At 69.5% G+C, this 23838-nt stretch carries 5 protein-coding genes and 1 pseudogene; 3 read left to right on the forward strand and 3 right to left on the reverse strand.

Translation table 11 applies throughout. The features are described from left to right. Window positions 1-88 precede the first annotated feature (88 nt). Complete coding sequence (locus tag QR64_RS13985) at window positions 89-604, forward strand: low molecular weight phosphatase family protein (protein ID WP_024101937.1); 516 nt, start codon at window positions 89-91, stop codon at window positions 602-604. On the opposite strand, the gene QR64_RS13990 is transcribed toward QR64_RS13985, so the two are convergent. The 3 genes and pseudogenes from QR64_RS13990 to QR64_RS27875 form a co-directional block, all read right to left on the reverse strand. Then, window positions 575-2326 (reverse strand): polysaccharide biosynthesis tyrosine autokinase, encoded by a 1752-nt coding sequence (locus QR64_RS13990; protein WP_039585706.1) that lies wholly within the window; start codon window positions 2324-2326, stop codon window positions 575-577. The two genes, QR64_RS13985 and QR64_RS13990, sit on opposite strands and share 30 nt — an antisense overlap. Beyond that, window positions 2326-13581: an amino acid adenylation domain-containing protein gene (locus QR64_RS27870; RefSeq protein WP_235367131.1), complete on the reverse strand. Its 11256-nt coding sequence runs from the start codon at window positions 13579-13581 to the stop codon at window positions 2326-2328. The genes QR64_RS13990 and QR64_RS27870 overlap by 1 nt, the downstream gene beginning before the upstream one ends. Before the next feature lie 29 nt (window positions 13582-13610). Continuing rightward, a pseudogene (locus tag QR64_RS27875) lies at window positions 13611-21022 on the reverse strand (amino acid adenylation domain-containing protein); the annotation flags it as partial. 210 nt (window positions 21023-21232) lie between these two features. Here QR64_RS27875 and QR64_RS14000 point away from each other — a divergent pair. Beyond that, window positions 21233-23068: a DUF4012 domain-containing protein gene (locus QR64_RS14000; protein ID WP_235367133.1), complete on the forward strand. Its 1836-nt coding sequence runs from the start codon at window positions 21233-21235 to the stop codon at window positions 23066-23068. Between the two features lie 39 nt (window positions 23069-23107). After that, window positions 23108-23650, forward strand: coding sequence for an acyltransferase (locus QR64_RS26560; protein WP_139192942.1), 543 nt, complete (start codon window positions 23108-23110; stop codon window positions 23648-23650). The last annotated feature ends 188 nt before the right edge of the window (window positions 23651-23838 follow it).

Raw genomic sequence — 23838 nt, forward strand, 5'->3', positions numbered from 1 at the left:
GAGGGCCGTTCGTATGACGTACGCCGGGACCGAGCACCCCGGAGATGGCTCCTGAGCGCCTGGATAGCGTCTCCCATAGGATCGCCGAATGCGGATTCTCTATGTGTGTACCGGAAACATCTGCCGATCACCCACCGCAGAGAGGTTGACCACCGCATACGCGGCCGAGGCCGGTCGCGAGGACCTTTCGGCGCACAGCGCCGGCACCCGGGCGATGGTCGGTTACGGCATGGAACCCACCGCGGCACTCGTGTTGCAGCAGCTCGGAGGCGATCCGGACGGATTCGCTGCGCGTCGGATCACCCCGCCGATCGCGGAGGACTCCGACATGATCATCACGATGAGCGAGCGGCACCGCGCCAAGGTCATCCAGCTCGCACCGCGCAGGATGCGGGTGACGTTCACGCTGCGCGAGGCCGCCCGGCTGCAGAACGCCACCGGTGCGCGGACCATCGCAGAACTGACGACGGCCCGGGCGCAGATGTCTGCACCCGGGCCGGAGGACATCGTCGACCCGATCGGCCGAGACGAGGAGACGTTCGTCACGGTCGGATCCGAGATCGCCGATCTGTTGCTACCTCTCCTCGCCGCTCTCCGAGCCTGAGTCGTTCACCGGGCGTCGCGGTGCGTGCACCACGGGTCGCGACAGCGGCTCGGCGGCGGAGTACGCCTGCGGCGCCTGGTAGGGCTCGCTGCCGTATCGCTCCGATGCCGGCTGCGGCGCCGGCGGGAACTGCTCCGCAGCGCGGTAGTGGTAGGCGTCGTTGCTCGGCGCCGGGTGGGCCTGCGTGGCCGGCGGCTCGACATGATGCTGACCGTTCTGCGGCCGGGCCGGTCCCTCGACGGGTGCCGACGCGGTCGTCTGAGCCTGCGCAGCCGGCTGGGCGGCCGGTGCGGTCGGTGCCGGCGCTCCGACACGCTGCGTCGCCGGCGTGCTCGTCTGGGCGGCTGCCGGAGCAGCACCGTCCTTGTCGGAGCTGTAGTAGTAGCGGTATTCGTAGGCCGTGCCGCGTCCCTTGGTCGGGGTCAGCGCCAGGATCGTGCCCAGCACGGGCGCGTTGACCGCCCGCAGGTTGCCGACGGCCCGCGCGAACTGCTCGCGGGTGGTCTTGCCGTAACGCGCGATGAGCAGCGCACCGTCGGCGATGTTCGTGAGGATCGCCGCGTCGGTGACGGGCAGCAGCGGCGGCGCGTCGATGATGACGTAGTCGAAGCGCGACCGCAGGTCCTCGATGACCTCCCGCGCATGCGCGGAACCGAGCAGCTCGGACGGGTTGGGCGGCAGACCGCCGGCCGCGAGCACCCACATGCCGTCGAAGCGCGTCGGCTGGAGCACGTCCTCGAGTGCAGCCGTGTGTGCGAGCACGTTCGACAGGCCGGCGTCGCCGAGCGTGCCGAGGTACTTGGTCACACGCGGGCGGCGCAGGTCGGCTTCGACGAGCACGACGGAGTGACCGGCCTCGGCGAGCACCAGGGCCAGGTTGACCGCCGTGGTGGTCTTGCCCTCGCCGGGCAGGGAACTGGTGATAACGATCGCGCGCGGCGGGTTGTCGACCTCGAGGAACTGCAGGTTGGTCCGCATCTCCCGGTAGGCCTCGGCGTCGCCGCTGTTGGCGTCCGCGAACACGATCGCCGGCTCCTCCTGCCGGGCCTTCTCGAGCGGGATCACACCCACCACACCGGTGCCGGCGAGCTCCTCGACGGCGTTGCGGTCCTTGATGGTGTTGTCGAGGCGATCGCGCAGCACCGCGAGGGCGATGCCGAGCAGCACACCGACGGCCAGACCCAGCGCGACGTTCCGTGTGGTCTTCGGCGTCACCGGCGCCGACGGCGTAGCCGCGTACTGCTCGACCACCACGCGGGCGGTCGGCGGGCCACCGTCCTCGGGGGTCTCCAGTTCGCGTGCCATGACGACGAACTCGTCCGACAGTGCGTTGGCGAGGTCGCGGGCACGCTCGGGCGACTCGTCGGTGACGGCGGTGTCGATGAGCACCGTGTCGGGGGTCGACGAGGCGGTCACCTTGCCGGCGAGATCGACGGCCGACATCTCGCCGAGACCGAGCTTGTCGAGGGTGCGCTGCGCGAGGGTGGTGCCCTCGAGCAGTTCGGTGTAGGAGGTGACTCGCTGCTGCGAGAACAGGTTGCCCTGGTAGATCTCCTGCACCGATGCGCCCGACGAGGTCGACACGAACAGGCGTGTCTTGGCTTCGTACTGGGGCGTGGTCAGCAGGGAGGCGCCGAGGGCGGCAAGAACCGCCACCACCGTCGTGACGGCGACGATCTTCCACCTCGCCTGCAGAATTCGCAGGTAATCATGTACTTCCATCAGGGCGTCTCCCTCGTTGCGGTAACACTGCGTGCGCACCCGGCGGGCGCGGTGTGGGGGTCGTCGTGGCGCTCGAGCACGCTGTCGAGCACCGGGCCGATCGCACGCACCGCGTCCGCATCGGCCAGTTCCGAGTGCGTGAACGGCACCGGATGTTCGACGACGAGACCGCGCACATATCGCTGCCAGGTGGCGGCGAGATCTGGGTGCCGGTCGAGATCGGGTTCGGCGACCACCAGGTCGATGTCGCCGTCGTATTCGCTGAGGGTGTGTCGGCGCACCGCGTCTTCGACGGCCTGCGCGGCGGCGTCGGTGCGGCGCCGGACCTCGGCGACGAGTTCTTCGGGCAGCCCGGCGATGTCGGGTACGTTCTCTGCCGTCGGGTGGGGCTCGGCAGGCACAGTCTCGGGCGTGAGCGTGTCGAGCAGCACTACCGCACCGACCTGCTCTCCGTGCTCGCGGAGCTGCACGGCCATCTCGTGTGCGATGGTGCCGCCCACCGACCAGCCCAGCAGGTGGTAGGGACCATCGGCCCTCACCTTACGGATTTCGGCCACATACCGCGCGGCGAGTTCGCCGATGCTGTCCGGAATGTCGTCGAAGCCCGTTGCCTGGAGACCGTAGAGGGTACGGCCGTCGAGATGCTGCGCGAAACCGGCGTACATCCATGCGAGTCCGCTGATGGGGTGCACGCAGAACAACGGCGGCTTCTCGTCACCGCGACCGGCGATCTCGACGAGGCTGCCGAGCGGGTCGCGTTCGTCATTACTGCGGCCGTGGTCGATGCGGTCGGCGAGCGACGCGAGATCCGGGCTGGTGAACAGCCACTCGACGGGAACGTCGGCGCCGAGCTCGTCGCGCAGTTCACCGGCGACGGTGACGGCCGCGATGGAACTGCCACCGAGGTCGAAGAAGCTTCGGTCAGCAGAGATCTCGTCGATCGGCCGGTCGAGGTGGCGGGCGAACACCGCGGCGACGGTCTGCGCGATGCGTCCCTGCGGCGCCACATATGGTTCGTCGACGGCGGTGTCGGGGGCGGGCAGCGCCGCGCGGTCGACCTTGCCGGATGCCATCAGCGGCAGTGCGTCGACGACGGTGATGCTCACCGGCCGCAGGTGACGCGGCAGGTCGGCGACGAGCGCGCGACGCAATGCTGCCGTGTCGGGTGCGGTGCCGGTCTCGGGCTGGATATAGGAGACGAGCACGGTGTCGCCGTCACGTCCGGGATGCGGAACGGTCACGGCCGCCGCGACTCCCGGACGGTTCAGCAGCGCGGCGTCGACCTCGGCGGGTTCGATTCGGATGCCGTGGATCTTCACCTGGTCGTCGATGCGGGCCACGTGATCCAGTACCCCGTTCGGCAGGATCCGAACCAGGTCGCCCGTGCGGTACAGCCGCCACCCGTCGTCGCCGAACGGGTTCGCGACGAATCGCGTTGCGGTGAGGCCGGATTCGTAGCGGTAGCCGCGGGCGGTGCTGTCACCGGTCACGTAGAGCTCGCCGACGGTGCCGCGCGGCACGGGGTGCAGACGCGAGTCGAGCACGTAGGCGGTGGCTCCCGCGACAGGCATGCCGATGCTCGGCTTCTCGTCATCGGTGAGCGGCGCGGAATACGAGACGGCGACGGTGAATTCGGTGGGTCCGTAGCCGTTGACGATCCGGTGCCGCGACCAGCGGCCCACCAGTGCACCGGGCAGGGTCTCACCCGCGGCGACGATCGTCGTCGGCTCGAATGCCTCGGGGTCGAGGGTGCCGAGCACGGTGGGCGTGAGGTTGAGGTGCGTGACGCGCTCGTCGACGATCAGCTCCTGCAAGGGTTCCCCGGCGAAGGTGTGATCGGGGGCGATCACGAGGGCGCCGCCGTGCGCGTGGGCGGAGAGCAGTTCGAAGACCGCGGCGTCGAAGGTGTGCGAGGCGACCTGCAGCACGCGCGATTCCGGCCCGAGGTCGAGCAGAGTGCTCTGCACGCCGAGCAGCGCCGCGAGTCCGCGGTGGGTGACGTCGACGCCCTTGGGGGTGCCTGTGGTGCCGGACGTGTAGATCGTGTAGGCGAGATCGTCGGATGTCACTGCGGGGCGCGGGGGTTCGACGGCGTCGAAGTCGATGCTGCGATCGGCGGTGAGGTCGAGCCACGTCACGTGGCCGAGTTCGCGGTAGCCGACGGTCAGGCCGATGCGAGCACCGGAGTCGGCGAGGATCGCGGCGCTGCGCGCGTCGGGCTGGGTGAGGTCGACGGACACCCATGCCGCACCGAGTTTCGTGATCGCCCAGACGGCGAGCGGCCAGTACTCGCTGCGCGGCACGGCGATCGCGACGAGGTCTCCGCGTCGCACGCCGTGGGAGGCGAGCACGGAGGCGATCTCGTCGGCGCGGGCGTCGAGTCCGCCGTACGTCCAGGCGACGGTGCCGGAGCGCACCGCGATGCGTCCGCGGTGCTGTTCGACGGCGGTCGCGAAGATCTCGGGCAGGGTGCGCGGTGCGACGGCGGGAGCCGACAGCGGTGCGGGCACCGGCACGGCGAGATCGCCGACGGCGCGGTCGGGTTCGGCGAGGGCGGCGGCGAGCATCGCCACGAGGTCGGTGAGCATCGCGTCGCCGGTGGTGTCGTCGAACAGATCCGTCGCATAGACCAGGCGCAGGTCGAGTCCGGCCTCGCGCTCGACGAGTTCGACGACCACGTCGAACTGCGCGGCCGGTTCCCCGGCGTCGGTCTCGGCGATCTGCACATCCGGCAGTTGCGGCAGCACCTCGCCGGCCTCGACGCGGTGCGTGAGCAGCACCTGGAAGAGCGGGCTGTACGACGGGTCGCGGCGCGGCGCGAGACGGGCGACGACCTCGTCGAACGGCACGTCGGCGTGCGCGAGCGCGCCGAGATCGGTGGCCCGCACGTCGCGCAGCAGGTCGGTGAACGGGCGGGACGGGTCGACGGCGGTGCGCAGCACCACGGTGCCGACGAACATGCCCACGAGCCGGTCGAGGCGGGCATCCGTGCGACCCGCGATCGCCGTGCCCACGGCGATGTCGGTGCGTCCGCTGCGACGCGCGAGCATCGCGGCGAGCACCGCGTGGACGAGCATGAACACGGTGACGTCGTGGCTGCGCGCGACGTCCCGGAGGCGTCGGTGGGTCTCGGTGTCGAGGGTCGAGACGATCTGCGCGCCACGGTGGGTCGGCTGCGCGGGGCGCGGCCGGTCGGCGGGCAGCGGCAGCGGGCCGTCGGGCAGGCCGGCGAGTGTGGTTGTCCAGTAGTCGAGTTGGCGGGCGGCGAGCGAGCCCGGATCGGTGGGGTCGCCGAGCAGTTCGTGCTGCCAGCGCGCGTAGTCGCCGTAGGTGACGGGCAGCGACTCGAAGACCGGCGCTTCTGCCCCGCGACGCGCGTCGTAGGCGACGGCGAGATCGGTGAGCAGCGGTCCGACGGACGCGCCGTCGAACGCGATGTGGTGCACGGCGGCGGCGAGCACCCAGCGGCCGGGTTCGACGTCGAACAACCGGATCCGCATCGGGGCCTGCATCGTGATGTCGAAGGGCGTGGTGATCGTGGCGGTCACGGCCGCGGCGACGTCCTCCGGCGCGGAGTGTTCGAGCACCGGCGGGTCGACGGGTACCTGCACGTCGTCGGTGAAGGCGGTGCGCAGCACGCGATGGCGGTCGACGACATCGCTCACCGCGGCGGCGAGGGCGTCGACGTCGAGGTCGCCGCTCAGCGTCAGCACGACCGGCACGAGATAGCCGGCGGTGCCGGTCTCGGCCCGCGCGACGATGCCGAGGCGGCGCTGCGCGGGTGCGATCGGTGCCGGGGTGTCATCGTCGTAGTGCCGCAGCGCGACGCGCTGGTCGTCGCCGGATTCGATGCGGGCGGCGAGCGCGGCCAGGGTCGGGGCGGCGAGTACTTCGCGCACCGGCACGTCGGTGCCGAACGCCTCGCTCAGGCGCGCGGCGAACACGACGGCCGACAGCGAGTCGCCGCCGGCGGTGAAGAACCCGCGGTGCGCGGCCGGACGGGCGCCGAGCACGTCCTCGGCGACGGTGACGACGAGATCCTCGGCGTCGGTGAGCGGACGGTCCAGGGCGGCGTCGTCGTCGAGCACGGCGGCGTCGTGCAGTTCGAGCGCTGCGACGTCGAGCTTGCCGTTGGACGTGAGGGGCAGCTGGTCGAGCGCGTGCACGCGGGTCGGCATGCGGTGCGGCGGCACGACGAGCGCGACTCGCGCGGTGATGTCGTCGGCCGACAGATCCGGTCCGGCCGCGAACGCGACGAGCGTGCCGCTCACCGCGACCACCGCTGCCTGCCGGATACCGGGCTGGGCGAGCAGCGTGGCTTCGAGTTCGCCGGGTTCGATGCGCACGCCGCGCACCTTGAGCTGGCGATCGGTGCGGCCGAGATAGCCGAGGGTGTCGTCGACGCGGCGGTGGACGCGGTCGCCGGTGCGGTACCTGCGGGCACCGCCGGGAGCGGCGACGAAGCGTTCGGCGGTGCGCGCGGGGTCGTCGAGATATCCGGCGGCGAGGCCTTCACCCGCGAGATACAACTCGCCGACGCCTCCGGCGGGCACGGGACGCAAGCGCGCGTCGAGCACGTGGGCGACGGTGCCGGGCACGGGCTTGCCGATGCTCGGGCGGGTGCCGGGTTCGATGTCGACGAGGGTCGCGACGATCGTGGCCTCGGTCGGTCCGTAGGCGTCGAGCATCACGCGGCCGTCGGCCCAGCGCGCCGCGAGCGACGGCGACAGCGATTCGCCTCCGGAGGCGACGACCTTCAGGTCGGGCAGTCCCTCGGGATCGAGGGTGCCGAGCACCGTGGGGGTCGACAGGTAATGGGTGATGCGCTGTTCGGCGAGGTAGCGGTGCAGGTCCTGACCGGCGTAGACGTCCGGGGGTGCGACGACGAGCGTCGCACCGGTGGTGTGGGCGAGCAGCAGTTCGAGCAGCGCGGCGTCGAACTCGGGTGAATAGCCGTGCAGCACGCGGTCTCCGGGCTCGACCCGGTAACGCTCGGCCGCTTCGGCGGCGAGCGGGGCGAGTCCGCGGTGCGTCACCGCGACCCGCTTCGGGGTGCCGGTGGAGCCGGAGGTGGACACGACGTAGGCGGTGCCGGGCAGGCACGTCTCCCCTGCCTGCCGCGAATGTGTGAAGGCCGCACCGGTCTTGGTGATGGCCCACAGGGTGCGGATGTAGTCGACGCTGCGCGGTGCGTCGATGCGCACGATCTTCCCGTCCCGCGCGCCGTCGGCCCGCAGTTCCTCGGCGAGGGCGTCGGACTGTGCGTCGAGTTCGCGGTAGGTGAGCGATTCGCCGTCGCCGCGCAGGGCCTCACGGTCGGGATGCGCGGCGACGGTGGCGCGCAACATCTCGGCGAGGGTGCGTGCCGGGGCCGGTTCGCCACCGTCGAGGGCGGGAGCCGGGGTGTCGACCGCCAGTTCGCCGACAACACTGTCGGGCGCGCTCGCCAGGCTGCCGAGCAGCGCGACGAAACGGCTGACGAGCAGTTCGGCGGTGCGGCCGGCGAAGCGGGAGGCGTCGAACACGAGCGTGCCGGTGTAACCGTCGGGACGTGGGGCCAGCGTGAACTGCAGATCGAACTTCGTTGTGTCGTCGAGGACTTCGCGCGCCTCGACGGTGAGCTCTCCCAGGCTGATCGGATCGATGCCGAAGTCCTGCAGCGCCAACGCGACCTGCGGTGCGCCGCTCTGCCGCTCCGACAACAGCTGCTCGTAGGGCACGGCGACGTGGTCGAAGGCGGCGACGTCGAAGTCGCGGACCTGGCCGAGCAGCCCGGCGAACGACATGTCGGGGGCCACGCGGGCGCGCAGCACGAGGGTGTCGAGGAACGGGCCGACGAGGTCTTCGAGCTGCGCCCAGCGGCGTCCGCCCACCACCGCGACGACGGCGATGTCGTCGCTGCCGCCGAGCCGCGCGAGCAGCACGGACAGCGCGGCGTGCAGCACCATGAACTCGGTGGCGCCGTGTGCGCGGGCGAGGTCGGCGAGTGCGTCGCGTACCTCGGCGGGCACGGTGAAGTCGACGCTGCGCGCACCGGTGTCGGTTCCGGTGGCGTCGGCGGGCAGTTCGGTGACGGTGAGTCCGTCGAGGGCGCGTCGCCAGTGCTCGAGATCGCGTTCGGGGATCCCGCGTTCGGCTTCCCACAGGGCGTAGTCGGCGTACTGCAGCGGCAGCGGTTCCCACTGCGGTGCCGCACCGTTCACGCGGGCGAGGTAGGCGATGGTGAGGTCGCGCAGCAGCGGCCGCAGCGACGTGCCGTCGGCGATCGAATGGTCGACGTCGAGGTGCAGCACGTGCTGGTCGGGGCCGGTGCGTTCGAGTCGCACGCGCCACCGGTCGCTGCGCGGCGCTTCGTGGACCTGCTGGTACACGCCGTCGCCGTCGACGATGTAGTCGGTGCGCAGGATCTCGTGACGCAGCGCGATGTCGCCGAGCGCGGCCTGCAGGGCACCGAGGTCGAGCGGTCCGCTCAGGTTGACCTCGCTGCGCAGCCGGTAGGCATCGGGGGCAAGCGAACTCAGTCCCCACAGGCGACGCTGGGCGCGGCTCAGCGGAATCCGTTCCGGTCGCGGCGACACCGCCACCGGCCCTGCGTCGGTGTCAAAACCGCCGGCGTCGAGGGCGGCGGCGAGCGCGTCGACGGTGGGGTTCGCGAAGACGGTGCGCAGCGGCACGTCGGTGCCGGTCTCGTCGCGCAGGCGGCCGACGAGGACGGTCGCGAGCAGCGAGTTGCCGCCGACCGCGAAGAAGTCGTCGGTGCGTCCCACCGCAGTGCCGTCGCCGAGGACGTCGCCGATGATGCGGGCGACGAGTGCTTCGGTCTCGGTGCGGGGTTCGCTGCCTTCCCCGGCTGCGGGTTCGGGCAGGGCGGCGGCGTCGACCTTGCCGTGGGAGGTGAGCGGGATCGCGGCGAGCGGCACGATCGCGGTGGGCACGAGGTGCGCGGGCAGGAGGGTGCGCAGCTGGGCTCGCAGGTCGGAGTCGTCGAGGTTCTCGCCGGTGACGTAGGAGATGAGGCGGCCGCTGCGCAGGAGGGTCACGGCCCGGTCGACGCCGTCGAGAGCGGTGAGAGCGGTGTCGATCTCGCCGGGTTCGATGCGCACGCCGCGCAGCTTGATCTGGTTGTCGCTGCGGCCGACGAATTCGAGGGCGCCGGTGCGGGTCGAGCGCACGAGGTCGCCGGTGCGGTAGCGGCGGCCGTCGGGTCCGGCGACGAACCGCGCTGCGGTGCGCCCAGCGGCATCCCGGTAGCCCGACGCGAGTCGCGGTCCCGAGACGTACAGTTCGCCGACCACGCCGGCGGGCACGGGACGCAGTCGCTCGTCGAGGACCTCGACGGTGACGCCGCGGACCGGGGTGCCGATGACGATGTCGTCGCCGGGTCGCAGCGGCTGCGAGTTGGTGACGAACATCGTGGCCTCGGCCGGGCCGTAGCTGTTGACGAGGGTGCGCCCGTCTCCCCAGCGGTCGACGATCTCGCGGGTGAGCCGGTCGCCGCCGAGCACGAGGGTGCGCAGGGCCGGCAGGTCGCGCACCGGCACGGTCGCGAGCGTCGACGGCGTCATCACCGCGTGGGTGATCGCGGCACTGTCGAGCAGGTCGCCGAGGGCTGCGCCACCGTAGCTGTCGGCGTCGGCCACCACGAGCGTCGCGCCGGAGATGCCGGCGGTGAGCATCTCGAGCATCGCGGCGTCGAACGACGGTGCCGCGACGTGCAGGACGCGATCGCCCGGGAAGGCGGCGAGGTATTCGCCGATGTCCTCGGCGAACGCGCTCGCGGCGCGCTGGGTGAGGGTGACGGCCTTGGGGTGTCCGGTGGTGCCGGAGGTGAAGACGAAGTAGGCGGGGGCGTCGGGTGCGGGGTCGACGACGTCGGCGAGCGGTTCCTCGTCGTCGGAGGTCACCTCGAGCCATCGCACGGTTGCCGGAAGTGTCGGCGCTTCACCGACTCCCACGCGCACGTCGGCGAGCATCTCGGCTAGGCGCGCGGTGGGGGCGGTGGGGTCGACGAGCATGGGTGCGGCGCCGGCGCCGATGATGCCCCACACGGCGAGCACCGATTCGAGCGAGCGCGGGTAGGCGCACGCGACCGGATCGCCCGGGCGCACCCCGGCGAGCTGGAGGCGCGCGGCGAGAGCGTCGGAGTAGTAGAGCAGTTCGGGATACGACAGTTCGCGGTCGTCGTCGACGATCGCGAGTTCCTCGCCGCCGGCAGCTGCGCCCTGCGCGAGCCACTGCCGCAGCGACCGGGGCGCACCCGGCACAGCGCCGACGGTGGGCAGGTCGACGTCGCCGTGCAGATCGATCTCCCCGACCCGCACATCCGGATCCGCGACGGCCGCAGTCAGGATCGTGCGCAGGCGTTCGGCGTAGCCGGCGACGGTGTCGGCGTCGTAAAGGTCTGTGCTGTAGAAGAATTCGAGGTCGATGCCGTCCTGCTGCTCGGTGACGGTGACCTGCACGTCGACGTTGACCGTTTCGGTGTCGACAGGCGCGGCGGTGACGTTCAGGCCGGGCAGCGAGAAGGTCGAGGCGACGGGTCGTGCCTGCGACAGCGCCACCTGGAACAGCGGGTGCCGTGCTTCGCTGCGGGCGGGCTGCAGCTTCTCGACGAGCGTCTCGAACGGTGCGTCCGGGTTGCCGTAGGCGGCGAGGTCGCGGCGGTGCACCTGCGCAAGCAGATCGGTGAAGGTGGCGTCGGGGTCGACATCGGTGCGCAGCACGAGGGTGCCGGCGAACATGCCGACGACGTCGTCGAGCTGCGGGTCGCCGCGACCGGAGACGGCGGTGCCGATGGGGATGTCGCGACCGGCACCGTGCCGCGCGAGCAACGCCGCGAGTGCGGCGTGCAGCACCATGAACACCGTCGCGCGACCCTCACGGGCCAGCTCGTGCAGTCCGCGGACGAGGTCGGCGTCGAGCGAGACGGTGTGGGCGGCACCGTGTCCGGTGGGTTGCGCGGGGCGCGACCGGTCGCCGGGCAGGGTCACTTCGTCGGGCAGGTCGGCGAGTTCGCCCAGCCAGTAGGGGATCTGCTCGTCGGCGACGCTGCGCTGCCACCGCGCGTAGTCGGTGTACTGGACGGGCAGCGCCGGCAGCTCGGGGCTCGCGCCGGTGAGGCGGGCGTCGTAGGCGACGGCGATGTCGCGCAGCAGCGGCGTGAGCGACCAGCCGTCGGCCGCGATGTGGTGCAGGACGACGAGCAGCACGTGCCGGTCGGGTGCCGTCCGGTACAGCCGCATGCGGGCCGGGGGTTCGACGGTGAGGTCGAATCCGGTGGTGGCGTAGTCGCGGACGAATTCGTCGAGGGCGTCCTCCGGCACGGCCACCGGGTCGAGATCGGGGCGTGCCGGGGGCAGCACGGTGTACTCGTCGGCGGCCGGGTAGACGGTGCGCAGTGTGCGGTGCCGTTCGAGCACGTCGGCCACGGCGGCGGTGAGGGCGTCGACGTCGAGGGTCCCGTCGAGCCGCACCGCGAAGGGCAGGTTGTAGCTCGGGGACGCCGGGTCGAAGCGGTTGATGAACCACAGGCGCTGCTGCGCCGCCGACAACGGGGCGGGTGCGTCGGGGTCGGCGACGAGACGCGCACGGCGAGAGGGCTTATCGCTTCCACTGGTTATGTGTGAGGTTAGGGCTGTAATGGTCCGGTTCTCGAAGATGTCTCTCACGGTGACGTCGGCGTCGAGCAGATCCGACAGGCGACCGGCGAGGCGCGTGGCGAGCAGCGAGTTGCCGCCGAGGTGGAAGAAGTCGTCGTCGGCGCCGAGGGTGCCGGCAGTGATGCCGAGCAGTTCGGCGCACACGTCCGCGACGAGTTCCTCGACCGGTCCGTGCGGTGCCGCTCCCCCATCGGCGGTGACGTCGGGGGTGGGCAGCGCGGCGCGGTCGAGTTTGCCGTTGGCGGTGAGCGGTAGTGCGTCGAGGACCACGGCGGCCGACGGGACGAGGTAGTCGGGCAGGCTGCGTCGCAGGTCGCACAGGGCGTCGATGGCGTTGCCTCCGACGAGATAGGCGACGAGGCGGTCGTCGCGCAGCAGCACGACGGCCTGGCGCACGCCCTTGCTGCGCAGCAGGGCGGCTTCGATCTCGCCGGGTTCGATGCGGTAGCCGCGCAGTTCGATCTGCTGGTCGGCGCGACCGAGATAGTGCAGGACACCGCTGGTGTCGCGGCGGCCGAGGTCGCCGGTGCGGTAGCGGCGGGTGCCACCGGGAGCTGCGACGAAGCGGGTCGCGGTCTGGCCGGGGCGTCCGCGGTAGCCGCGCGCGAGTTGGTCTCCGCGCACGTACAGTTCGCCGATCGCGCCGGGCAGTGCGGGTCGCAGCGACGAGTCGAGCACATCCACGGCGAGACCGGGCAGCGGCGCTCCGATGCCGGTCGCGGTGGCGTCGCCGAAGGTCACGTGCACGGTGGTTTCGGTGATGCCGAACATGTTGATCGTCCGCGCATGCGGATGGCTTGCGGCCCACGGGCGCACGCGCTCCGGGTCGAGGGCTTCGCCGCCGAAGATCAGCAGCCGCAGGTCTTCGAGCGGCGCGTGATCGGTGGCGGCGAGCTGGTAGAAGGCCGTGGGGGTCTGGTTGAGCACCGTCACCCGGTTGCTGGTGAGCACGTCCACGAAGGCGGCCGGGTCGCGCACGGTGAGGTGGTCGATCACCACCACGGAAGCGCCGGTGGCGAGCGGTGCCCACATCTCCCACACGGAGAAGTCGAAGGCCGGCGAGTGGAACATCGTCCACACGTCGTCGGCGCGCAGTCCGAACTCGTCGACGGTCGCGGCGAGCAGCGACAGCACGTTGCGGTGCGTCACCTGCACGCCCTTGGGGGTTCCGGTGGAACCGGAGGTGTAGACGATGTAGGCGCCGAAATCCGCGACGAGCGGGAAGTCGAACAGGGCCCCGTCGTCGAGGCGGCCGGCCACCTCCGGGTCGTCGAATCGCAGCGTCGGCACGCGGACGTCGGTGAAGTCGCTGTCGGTGACGACCAGCGAGGGCTGCGCGTCGTCGAACAGGACCTGCAGTCGCGTGGCGGGATGCGTGACGTCGACGGGCAGGTAGATTCCACCGGCGCGGGAGACGGCGAGGATCGCGACGACCAGCTCGGGGGTGCGCGGCAGCGCGACGGCGACGACGTCCTCGGCGGTGACGCCGCGTTCGCGGAGGAGTTTGGCGAGCGCGCCCGAACGCGACCACAGCGCGCCGTAACTGAGGGAGTACCCGTCCCCCACCACGGCGACGGCCGCCGGATCGTCGGCCACGCGCTGCGCGACCAGCTCGGGCAGCGACNACAGCCGGGTCGGCGGTAACGGCATCGAGGATACGCACGAACCACGACTGCCACTGCGCAATCGTGTGCGAATCCAAAAGTTCGTCCGCGTACGTGAGGACCGTTTCCAAACCGGCGGGTACACCGGTCTCGGAACGGCGTTCGCGGACGGTCAGTTCGAGGTCGACGCGGGCCGTGCCCACCGGGATTTTGCGGATCGTCGTGGAGCTGCCGGGCAGCGTGAACTCGTCGAGCGAGAACGACTCGTACGCCAGGATGACCTGGAACAACGGGTGGTGCGCGTCGGTGCCGGCCCCCACCGCGTCGACGATGCGATCGAACGGCACGTCGGCGTGGGCGAAGGCATCGAGATCGGCGCGACGGGTATCGGCGAGCAGGTCGGCGAAGGTGCGGCGCGGATGCACCCGCAACCGCAGCGGCACGGTGCCGACGAACATGCCCACCACGTCGTCGACCGCGGCGTCGCTGCGTCCGGAGACGGGCGTGCCGATGGTGACGTCGTCGGTGGCGGCGAGCGCCGACAGCAGTGTCGCGAAGGCCGCGTGCATCACCATGAACGGCGTGACGTCGTGGGAGCGGGCGAGCTTGTCGATCGCGGCGTGCAGTTCGGCGGGGATCGTGAAACTCGCGCGACCCGCGGTACCGGTGGTCGCCGCGCTGCGGGGACGGTCGGTGGGCAGCGCGAGCAGCGGCGACGCGTCGTCGAGGGTCTGCTTCCAGAAGGCGAGCTGCCGTGCCGCGAGGCTGTCGGGGTCGTTCTCGTCGCCGAGCACGGCCCGGTGCCAGCGCGCGTAGTCGCGGTAGGTGACCGACGGTGCCGGCAGCTCCGGCGTCTCCCCGTCGCGGTGGGCACGGTAGGCGGCGACGGCGTCGCGGCCGAGCGGCAGCAGCGACAAGCCGTCGGCGGCGATGTGGTCGATCACCACGGCGAGCACGTAGCCGGAGTCCGTCCGGTACAGCCGGGTGCCGATCGGCGGGTCGACGGTGAGATCGAAACGCGCGCGAGCGAATTCGGTCAGCTCCGCATCGAGGTCGGTGCCGGCGTCGACGGGTTCGAGGTCGAGCGTCACCGACGGCAGCACGTGCTGGCGCGGGCCGGACGGGCTGTCGGGGAAGACCGTGCGCAGCGAGTCGTGGCGGGCCAGCACGGTGGCGGCGGCCGCGCGCACGGCGTCGAGGTCGGTGTCGGCGTCGAGGTCGAGCGCGAAGGCGATGTGGTCGCCGCCGTCGATGCCGTCGGCCACGTCGAACCGGTTGAGCAGCCACATGCGCTGCTGCGCCGGTGCGAGCGGCGCATCGCTGTCGTCGTCGATGTGCACGAGCGGCAGGTGCTCGCCGATGGGTTCCTCGGCGAGCAGGTTCGCGAGTTCGGCGACGGTGGGGTGCTCGAAGATGTCGCGCACACCCACCCGGCGACCCGCGACTCCCCGCAGGCGCGCGGCGAGCTGGGTCGCGAGCAGCGAGTTGCCGCCGACGGCGAAGAAGTCGTCGGATCCGGCGACGCTCGGCAGGTCGAGCAGGTCGGCGACAACACCGGCGACGAGTTCTTCGGTGGCGCTGCGATATCCGTCGGTGCGGGTCGCGGTGACCTCCGGCTCGGGTAGCGCGGCGCGGTCGATCTTGCCGGTGCTGGTGAGCGGGAATGCGTCGAGCACGGTGACGGTCGCGGGCACCATGTGCCGCGGCAGACGCTCGGTGGCCCACTCGCGGATCTCGTGCGGGTCGAGGCGGCCGTTGCGGCTGTGCACGTAGGTGGCGAGGGTGTCACCGCGCACCACGGTCACGGCGGTGCCGATGCCCGGGTGGGTCTGCAGGGTCGCGTCGATCTCGCCGAGTTCGATGCGGAAGCCGCGGATCTTGACCTGGTGGTCGCTGCGGCCGACGAATTCGAGAGCGCGGTCGTCGTCGTGTCCCGTCCAGCGCACGAGATCGCCTGTGCGGTAGAGACGTCCGGTGCCGAACGGGTTGGCGACGAAGCGGTCGGCGGTGAGTGCGGGTGCGTCGAGGTATCCGCGGGCGACGCCCTGTCCCCCGAGATACAGCTCGCCGGTCACACCTTCGGGCACGGGCCGCAGGCGTTCGCTGAGCACCACCGCGGTGACGCCGACGAGGCCGGTGCCGATGGTGAGCCGGTCGCCGGGTGCGAAGGGTTCGCTCGACGTGGCGAGCACCGTCGTCTCGGTGGGTCCGTAGACGTTGAGCAGGGTGCGGCCGGGTGCCCAGCGTTCGGCGGTCTCGACCGGCCATGCCTCGCCGCCGATCACGATGGTGCGCAGGGCGTCGAGTCCGGTGGGGTCGAGCCGTGTGGGCACCGAGGGCGTCGAGAACCAGTGGGTGATGCCTTCGGTGCGAAGCAGTTCCACGAGTTCGTCGCCACCGAACAGGTCGGCGGGCGCGACCACCAGCGTGCCGCCGGAGGTGAGCGCCAGGACGTACTCGAGCACCGCGCCGTCGAAGGCGGGGGTGGCGAAGTGCAGCACCCGTGCGTCGGTTGCGGTGTCCGAGATGGTGGGCAGGTCGAAGCGTTCGACGAACGACTGCGCGAGCGGGCCGAGTCCGCGATGCGCGACCACCACACCCTTGGGCCGGCCGGTGGATCCCGAGGTGTAGACGACGTAGGCCGTGTTGTCGACGTGCAGCGGCCGCACGCGATCGGCGTTGGTGATCGGGCGGGTGTCGCCCTCGACGGTGAAGGCGATCGGCTCGACCCCGTCGGGCAGCGAGACGTCGCCGTCGACGATCGCGTACCGCGCACCGGATGCGCCGAGCAACTGGGCGATGCGCGCAGCGGGTTGGCTGGGGTCCACAGGCACGAAGGCCGCGCCGCTCAGCGCGACCGCCGCGGCGGCGAGCACCGACCGCGTCGACCGCGAGAGCACGACGGCCACACGGTCTTCCGTCCCGATGCCCCGCTCGATCAGCGTCCACGCGAGCGGGCGTGCCGCCGTGCGGATCTCGACGGCCTGTCCCCCGGGTTCGGTCACGGTGGCCGACGACCGGTCGATGATCTCGGCGAAGGTCGCTTCCGGCCCGGGTTCGGCCGGTTCGACGGAGAGGGTGCCGAGGTCGAGATCGCCGACGGGCAGCGACGGATGCTGCGCGACCTGCTCGAGCACTCCGCTCAGGCGGGTCACCCAGCGGACAATGGTGTCATCGTCGAACAGTTTCGTGTCGTAGACGAGGCGGCCGGTGAGCGATCCGTCGCGCAGTTCGCGCAGCGAGATCTCGACGTCGAATCGTGCCTGCGACGAGGCGATCTCCTGCGACTGCACGGTGAGGCCGGGCAGTTCGAGGTCGGGCACGTCCACGTTGTCGTAGGCGAGCATCACGTGGAAGGGCGAGAAGCCCAGGGCGTCGACGACGTAGTCGAACGGCACGGTGGCGTGCGCGAAGGCGTCGAGGTCGGTGTCGCGGGCCTGCGCGAGCAGCGACGTGAACGGTTGCGCCGGGTCGACATTCGTCCGCAGGGTGACGGTGCCGACGAACATGCCGATGAGCGCGTCGAGGTCGGGATGGTCGCGACCGGCCGTTCCGGTGCCGATGGCGATGTCGTGCCCGGAAGTCCAGGCCGCCAGCCACACGGCGACGGCGGCATGCACGGCCATGAAGATGGTGGCGTCGTGCGCGGCAGCGACGGACCGCAGGGCCGCGACCTGGTCGGCGGGCACCGCGAAGTCCACGGCCGCAGCGGGACCGAAGCCGCCGTTGCGGGGACGGTCGGTAGGCAGCGGCGCCGCGTCGGCGAGACCGTCGAGTGTGCGTGTCCAGTAGTCGATCTCGCGACCGGCGCGGGTGTCGGACGCAGTCGGGTCACCGAGGCGATCGAGGTGCCACTGCGCATGGTGCCGGTAGTGCAGCGGCAGCGGCGTCCACGCGGGCGGCTCCCCGGCCGTGCGGGCGAGGTAGGCGGTAGCGACGTCGGCGGTGAGCGGCACGAACGACGCACCGTCGAGCGCGATGTGGTGGGCGACGACGGCGAGCACGTGCTTGTCGTCGGCGAGTCGCAGCAGGCGGATCCGGAACGGGATCTGCGCGGTGAGGTCGAACGGTTCGGCCGCCCACTCGGTGATGAGCGCTTCGACGTCGCCGTCGGCCGCTTCGGGTTCGAGCGCGAGACCGGCCACGGCACGGTCGAGCGGCAGCACGTCCTGCACCGGGCCGTCGAGTTCGAGGCGGAACAGTGTGCGGAGGGTTTCGTGCCGGTCGAGGACGTCCACCACCGCGGCCTGCAGAGCCGGCAGGTCGAGGGCGCCGTCGAGGTGCAGCGCGAACGGCAGATGGTAGGCAGCCGGGTCGCCGTGTGCGCGGGCGAGTAGGAACAGCCGGCGCTGCGCGGGAGCGAGCGGCGACGGTCCGGTGTCGGGGGTGGCGACAGGTCGCGATTCCGATTCGGGTCGTTTCGCCGCGGCGGCCGCGAGGCGGGCGACGGTCGGGTGGGCGAACACGTCGCGCAACTGCACGTCGCGGCCCAGTGCAGCACCGAGACGGGCAGCGAGTTGCGCGGCACCGAGCGAGTGACCGCCGAGCGCGAAGAAGTCGTCATCGGCCCCGATGTCGTCGATGCCGGTGAGCTCGGCGAACAGCTCGGCGACGATCTTCTCGCTCGGGCCGTTGGGCGGCCGCGATCCGACGGCCACAGCACGCTCGGGCGCGGGCAGCGCGCGCCGATCGACCTTGCCACCTGGAGTGAGCGGCAGCGCCTCGAGCACGGTGATCGACGACGTACGCAGATAGGTGGGCAGTTCGTCGGCGAGGCGGACGGTTAGGTCGGCGGGGTCGACGTCGCCGACGACGTAGGCGGCGATGTGGTCGCCGTGGACGGTGACGGTCGCGGCCTGCACCTCGTCGAAGGAGACGAGCGCGGCTTCGATCTCGCCGAGTTCGATGCGGTAGCCGCGGATCTTCACCTGCTGGTCGGCGCGACCGAGGAATTCGAGGTGGCCGTCGGTGGTCCAGCGGGCGCGGTCGCCCGTGCGGTACATGCGTCCACCGAACGGCGATGCGACGAAGCGTTCGGCGGTGAAGGCCGGGGCGCCGAGGTAGCCGCGCGCGACGCCCGGTCCCCCGAGATACAGCTCGCCGATCACGCCGGCGGGCACGGGATGCAGGCGGGCATCGAGGACGACGGCGGTGGTGCCGTCGATCGGCCGGCCGATGGGCACACCCGCGCCGGGCTGCAGCGGGTCGCTGAGCGTGGCGAGGATCGTGGTCTCGGTGGGCCCGTAGGCGTTGAGCATCGTACGGCCGGTGGACCAACGGTCGGCCACGGCCTGCGGCAGTGCTTCGCCACCGGCGTCGAGAACCTGCAGGTCGGGCAGGTCGTCGTCGGGGGTGACGGCGAGGATCGCCGGTGCGGTGATCGCGTGGGTGACGGATTCGCTGCGCAGCAGGGTTGCCAGCGCCGGTCCGCCGACGGCGTCGGGCGGGCAGATCACCAGGGTGGCGCCGGCGTCGAAGGCGAGGAGCAGTTCCTGCAGCGATGCGTCGAAGGACGGCGACGCGAGGTGCAGTACCCGCGACGTCTCGTCGGCGCGGTAGCGATCGCGCAGTGTCGATACGAGCGCCGACACTCCGCGGTGGCCCACCGCGACGGCCTTCGGGGTGCCGGTGGAACCGGAGGTGTGGATGATCCACACCGTGTTGTCGACGTGCAGCGGCCGCAGGCGATGCTCGGCAGCGAAGGTCTCGCCGGATCCGCCGGTGGGCGGCGCGATGCGGGTGACGTGCGCGGGCAGCGCCGGGTGGTCGTGAGCGACGGCGATCCGCACGTCGCGCAGCACCTGATCGAGGCGACGAGCGGGAAGTTCGGGGTCGAGCGGGGTGTAGGCGGCACCGGTCTTGGCGACGGCCCACAGTGCGACCACCGAATCGATCGAGCGAGGCAGCAGCACCGCGACGCGCTCTTCGGGTCCGGCACCCGCCGCGACCAGCGCATGAGCGAGTGCGTCGGAACGGGCGTCGAGTTCGCGGTAGGTGATGTTGTCGTGTCCGTCCACGACGGCGACGGTGTCGCTCGCGGCGTGGCGGGTGAGGACATCGGGCAGCAGTTCCGGCTCGGGCGCGGTGTGTCCGCGTGCGGGAGCCAGGCCGTCGAGTTCGGCCGGGTCGGCGAGGGCGAGATCGCCCACTGCGACGCCTGCGTTCTGCACGAACTCCTTCAGGAATCCGCGGAAACGGCTGTGCAGCAACGAGAGGTGCTCGTCGCTGTAGAGATTGGGGTTGGCCTCGAAGTCGACGCGCATCGTGCGGCCGGCGACGCCCGGGTAGACGTTGACGGCGAGATCGTCGATCGGACCGCTGGACTGGTGGTGGTACTCCCCCGTCACGTCGCCGAAGGCGATCTCGGGATGGAACATCATCAGGTTGACGGTGGGGCCGAACGGGCTCGCCGCCTCGTCGCGGGAGCGGCCGAGGCTGCGCAGATCCGCGAGCATGTCTTCGTACCGATAGCGCTGGTGGCGCAGGGTGCTGCTCAGCTCCACCTGCACGTCGCGGATGAGCTCGGCGGGTGTGGTGGCCGAATCCACGCACAGGCGCAACGGCACGACGTTGGCAAGAACGCCTGCGGACCGACGCAACGCGGCAGTGGTGCGCGCCGAGACGGGCAGGCTGAGCACGACGTCGACCACACCCGTCGTCCGGGCGAGAAACGCACCGAACGCCGCGAGGACGATCGGGACATCGGTGGAGTTCGCGTCATGGGCGAGCGCCGAGACCGCAGCTGCCGTCTCGGCGTCGAGTTCGGAGTTCGCCCGGCGCGCCGGCACCCCGAGAGGCGCTTCGTGATCGACGAACGACACGGATTCGGACAGGTCGGCGAGGCGCTCGAGCCAGTGCCGGCGGTCGGTGTCCTGACGCTTCGAGCCCACATACGCGGCCTCGACATCGAGAATGTCGGCAATCGGCATCGCCTTGAGCGGCGGCGCGTCGGAGCCGGAGACCCACGCCGAATACAGCTCGGCGGCGCGGTTGAGCATGTTGACCGCGCCCTGACCGTCGAGGGCGATGTGGTGGACGTAGCTCGACAGGAAATAGCGGTCGTCCGCGATGCGCAGCACGGTGGTGGCGATGAGTCGGTCGCTCAGCAGGTCGAGGGGCTTCGTGTACTGCTCGGTCATCCAGCGATGAGCTGCAGCTTCCGGGTCCTTCTCGGACCGCAGGTCCAGATAACGCGGCGCGTCCTCGATATCGGGGACGACCTTCTGGAACGGCTTGCCGTCCTGTTCGACGAGCACGAGAGTGCCCGACTCGACCTCGCGCGCAGCCTGATTACAGGCGTCCCGAACCAGGTCCGCGTCGAGATCGCCACGGAACTCCACGTATTGCGCCGTGGTGAACGGTATGTCGGGATTCAGTTGCTGCGCGAACCACAGGCCCCGCTGACTCGGGGACAGCGGAAGTAGATGCACCACGCTCCCCTCGTCCTCCCGACACAATTCAGGACACGGGAAGTGCAGAACCCTCCCCTGTCATGCGATCGTGGACGGAGCCTCCCAACTCCACGGTCACGATCACCGTGCAGAAGTTTACTTACAGTCACTGTTACCCACCACTTGAACGGTTGGCCAGATCAAAATCGGGTTATCGTCTCGAGCGGAAACCACGAAGGGGGCACAAGCGGCGTGAACGATGTTACCGGTGAGTCAGTTTCGCCCGAACCGCGTCGACGTAAGGTGCGCAGGCGCCTGTCGGATGAGGAGATCGCAGCTCAGCGCAGGAAGCGCCGGCGCGTGCAGATCGGCTGCGGCGTAGGCGCACTCGTTGTCGTCGGATTCATCAGCTGGCTGGGTTACGAAGGCTTGCAGGCGAAGTCGAACCTGGAGAAGGCACAGGACTTCGCGACGCAGGCGAAAGACGCACTGCTCGCAGGCGATACCGACAGGGCCCGCATCGTCGCGGGCGACGCCGATCGTTACGCCCAGGACGCCCAGAGTTCGGTCGACTCGGTGCCGTGGCGTATTGCCGGCGCCGTTCCATTCTTGGGAAACCCGTTCGATTCCACTCGTCAGATGACAACCATTGTGAGCGGTCTCACAGAGCAGGTTCTCCTCCCCGCGGTCGACGCAGGTAGTGCCGTGTCTCCCGATCAGTTGATTTTGGACGGCGCACGAATCAATCTTGCGGCTCTCCGCGACGCCGCGCCCGTCCTCGAGACGACCTCTGCAGCGATCAGCGACCTGGATGAGCAGGCCCAGAATGTAGACAGCACATGGCTCGGGCTGATCGACGACGCGCGGGTCGATCTACAGGATCAGGTATCCGAACTCTCCGGCCTGTTGAACAACACCTCGCTCGCGGCGCAGGTCGCTCCCGCCATGCTCGGCGCAGAGGGTCCGCGCAGCTACTTTGTCGGTTTCCAGACGAATGCCGAAGCGCGCGGCACGGGGGGCTTGCTCGGGGCCTTCGCAATCGTCCGCACAGACCAGGGTCGAGCACAGATTGACGATTTGGCGAGTAATCGTGAAATTAGTATGAATAAGACACCAATCGACCTCGGTCCCGATTTTGAGCTAACATACGGACACAGCCGACCAACTACCGATTTTCGAAATAGCAACGTTAGTCCACACTTTCCGTACGCTGCGGAGATATGGCGCTCACTGTGGCATCAAGAGTCCGCAGAGTACGTGGACGGAGTTATCGCGACTGATCCCGTCGCTTTGAGTTACGTACTTGGTGCCGTCGGACCAGTCACAATGCCTGACGGGGAAAAAATCACCGCCGAGAATGTAGTCGAGATTACCGGAGCTACTGCATACGCTCGATTCGGTGATGATCAGATCGCCAGAAAAGAATACCTTCAGACCATTGCAAAACTTGTTGTGCAGAAACTAACGGGAGGGGTACATAACCCAAAGTCACTCCTTCAGGCGCTCGGAAAAGCAGTAAGCGAGGGGCGCCTTTCACTCTGGAGCGCTCAAGCGAACGAACAGGAAATTATCGAGAAAACCCGCTTGGCAAACGTAGTCTCCGATACAGAGGCACCGTACGCCTCCATAGTGGTAAACAATCTTGGAGGAAACAAACTGGATTACTACTTGGACAGAGAAATCCAGTACACCGCCTCATGTGAGAACGATGCTCGGACTTCAGAGGTCACCGTGCGTCTGACGAACAATCTTCCCGTTGGAACGTACACTGACTACGTCGCATCCATGTTCGAAAATCCCGTTGACGCGCCACGAGGGACCAACCTCGCAGATGTAGCACTAATCGCAACACGCGGAGCCACTCTAACCAAGGTCACTATCGACGAGAAACCAGCATTCAGCTATATCGGACGGGAGCGCGGACATCCCATCTATAGCGTCCAGACACTGATTCCGCAAGGTGAAACGGTGGAACTTGTCTTCTCCATGACAGAACCTGCTACGCCGGGCGAGCCCGAGGTTCCTGTGCAGCCCTTGATTAGGAACGCGAAAGTCACTATTGACGTACCCGAATGCGCGCCAAACTGAACACCAGACGACCCAACTCGAATGCATAGGAGGTAGGTAGTGAGCCTCATAGAAAAAACTCGCGAAATTGTTTGGAAAGAATCGGGTGACACAAACTCCATCCCATGGAATTTTATTGTAAATGGCGTTCTCTCCACGCATTTATTGCCTAATCGAGTGCGAACGCAACTACTACGCTTGATGGGCTTGAAACTTCACCCCAAGACTATTGTGCGACCCAAAGTGTTCTTCAGGTCGAGCAATATAACCGTAGGCGCCTCCACTGTCATCGGCTACCGAACAGTTTTCGACACCCGACAGCCATTAGTTATCGGTAAGAATGTCGCGATCGGGCCGAATGTAACATTCGTCGACACTGATCACGAGATGTCTAACCCTGAACGCCGCGCCGGAGAAAGTGTGGTAGGGCCCATCGAGATTGGCGATGGATGTCGCGTGTCCACCGGGACCATCATACTGCGCGGCGTAACGGTCGGGTCCGGAAGCGCCATCGGCGCCGCCGCGCTCGTAACCGCCAACTGCGAACCGCACAGTCTATATGTCGGTATCCCTGCCAGGAAGATCCGCGATCTACCAGTATGATGGGTCAAATGAACATCGAGTTCTGGGATTACGGCACAAAACCTGGTTGGCCGGCGTGACCTCGATCTACGACGAGATGTCTCTCCCGTTGCGGTGGTGTGGTGGGATCCGATTGAATTGAAGTCTATACGGACGTAAACGCGGCTCTTCGCAGTTGGTAGGGGCGGGTGTCGATCGACCCCGTTGCC

This window comes from Rhodococcus sp. Chr-9 (assembly GCF_000801125.1).
Taxonomy (GTDB): domain Bacteria; phylum Actinomycetota; class Actinomycetes; order Mycobacteriales; family Mycobacteriaceae; genus Rhodococcus; species Rhodococcus pyridinivorans.

What these genes read in the sequence shown, in the direction of transcription:
- QR64_RS13985 (WP_024101937.1), top strand. Translation starts at nt 89, where the DNA reads ATGCGGATTCTCTATGTGTGTACCGGAAACATCTGCCGATCACCCACC.
- QR64_RS13990 (WP_039585706.1), bottom strand. Translation starts at nt 2,326, where the DNA reads ATGGAAGTACATGATTACCTGCGAATTCTGCAGGCGAGGTGGAAGATC.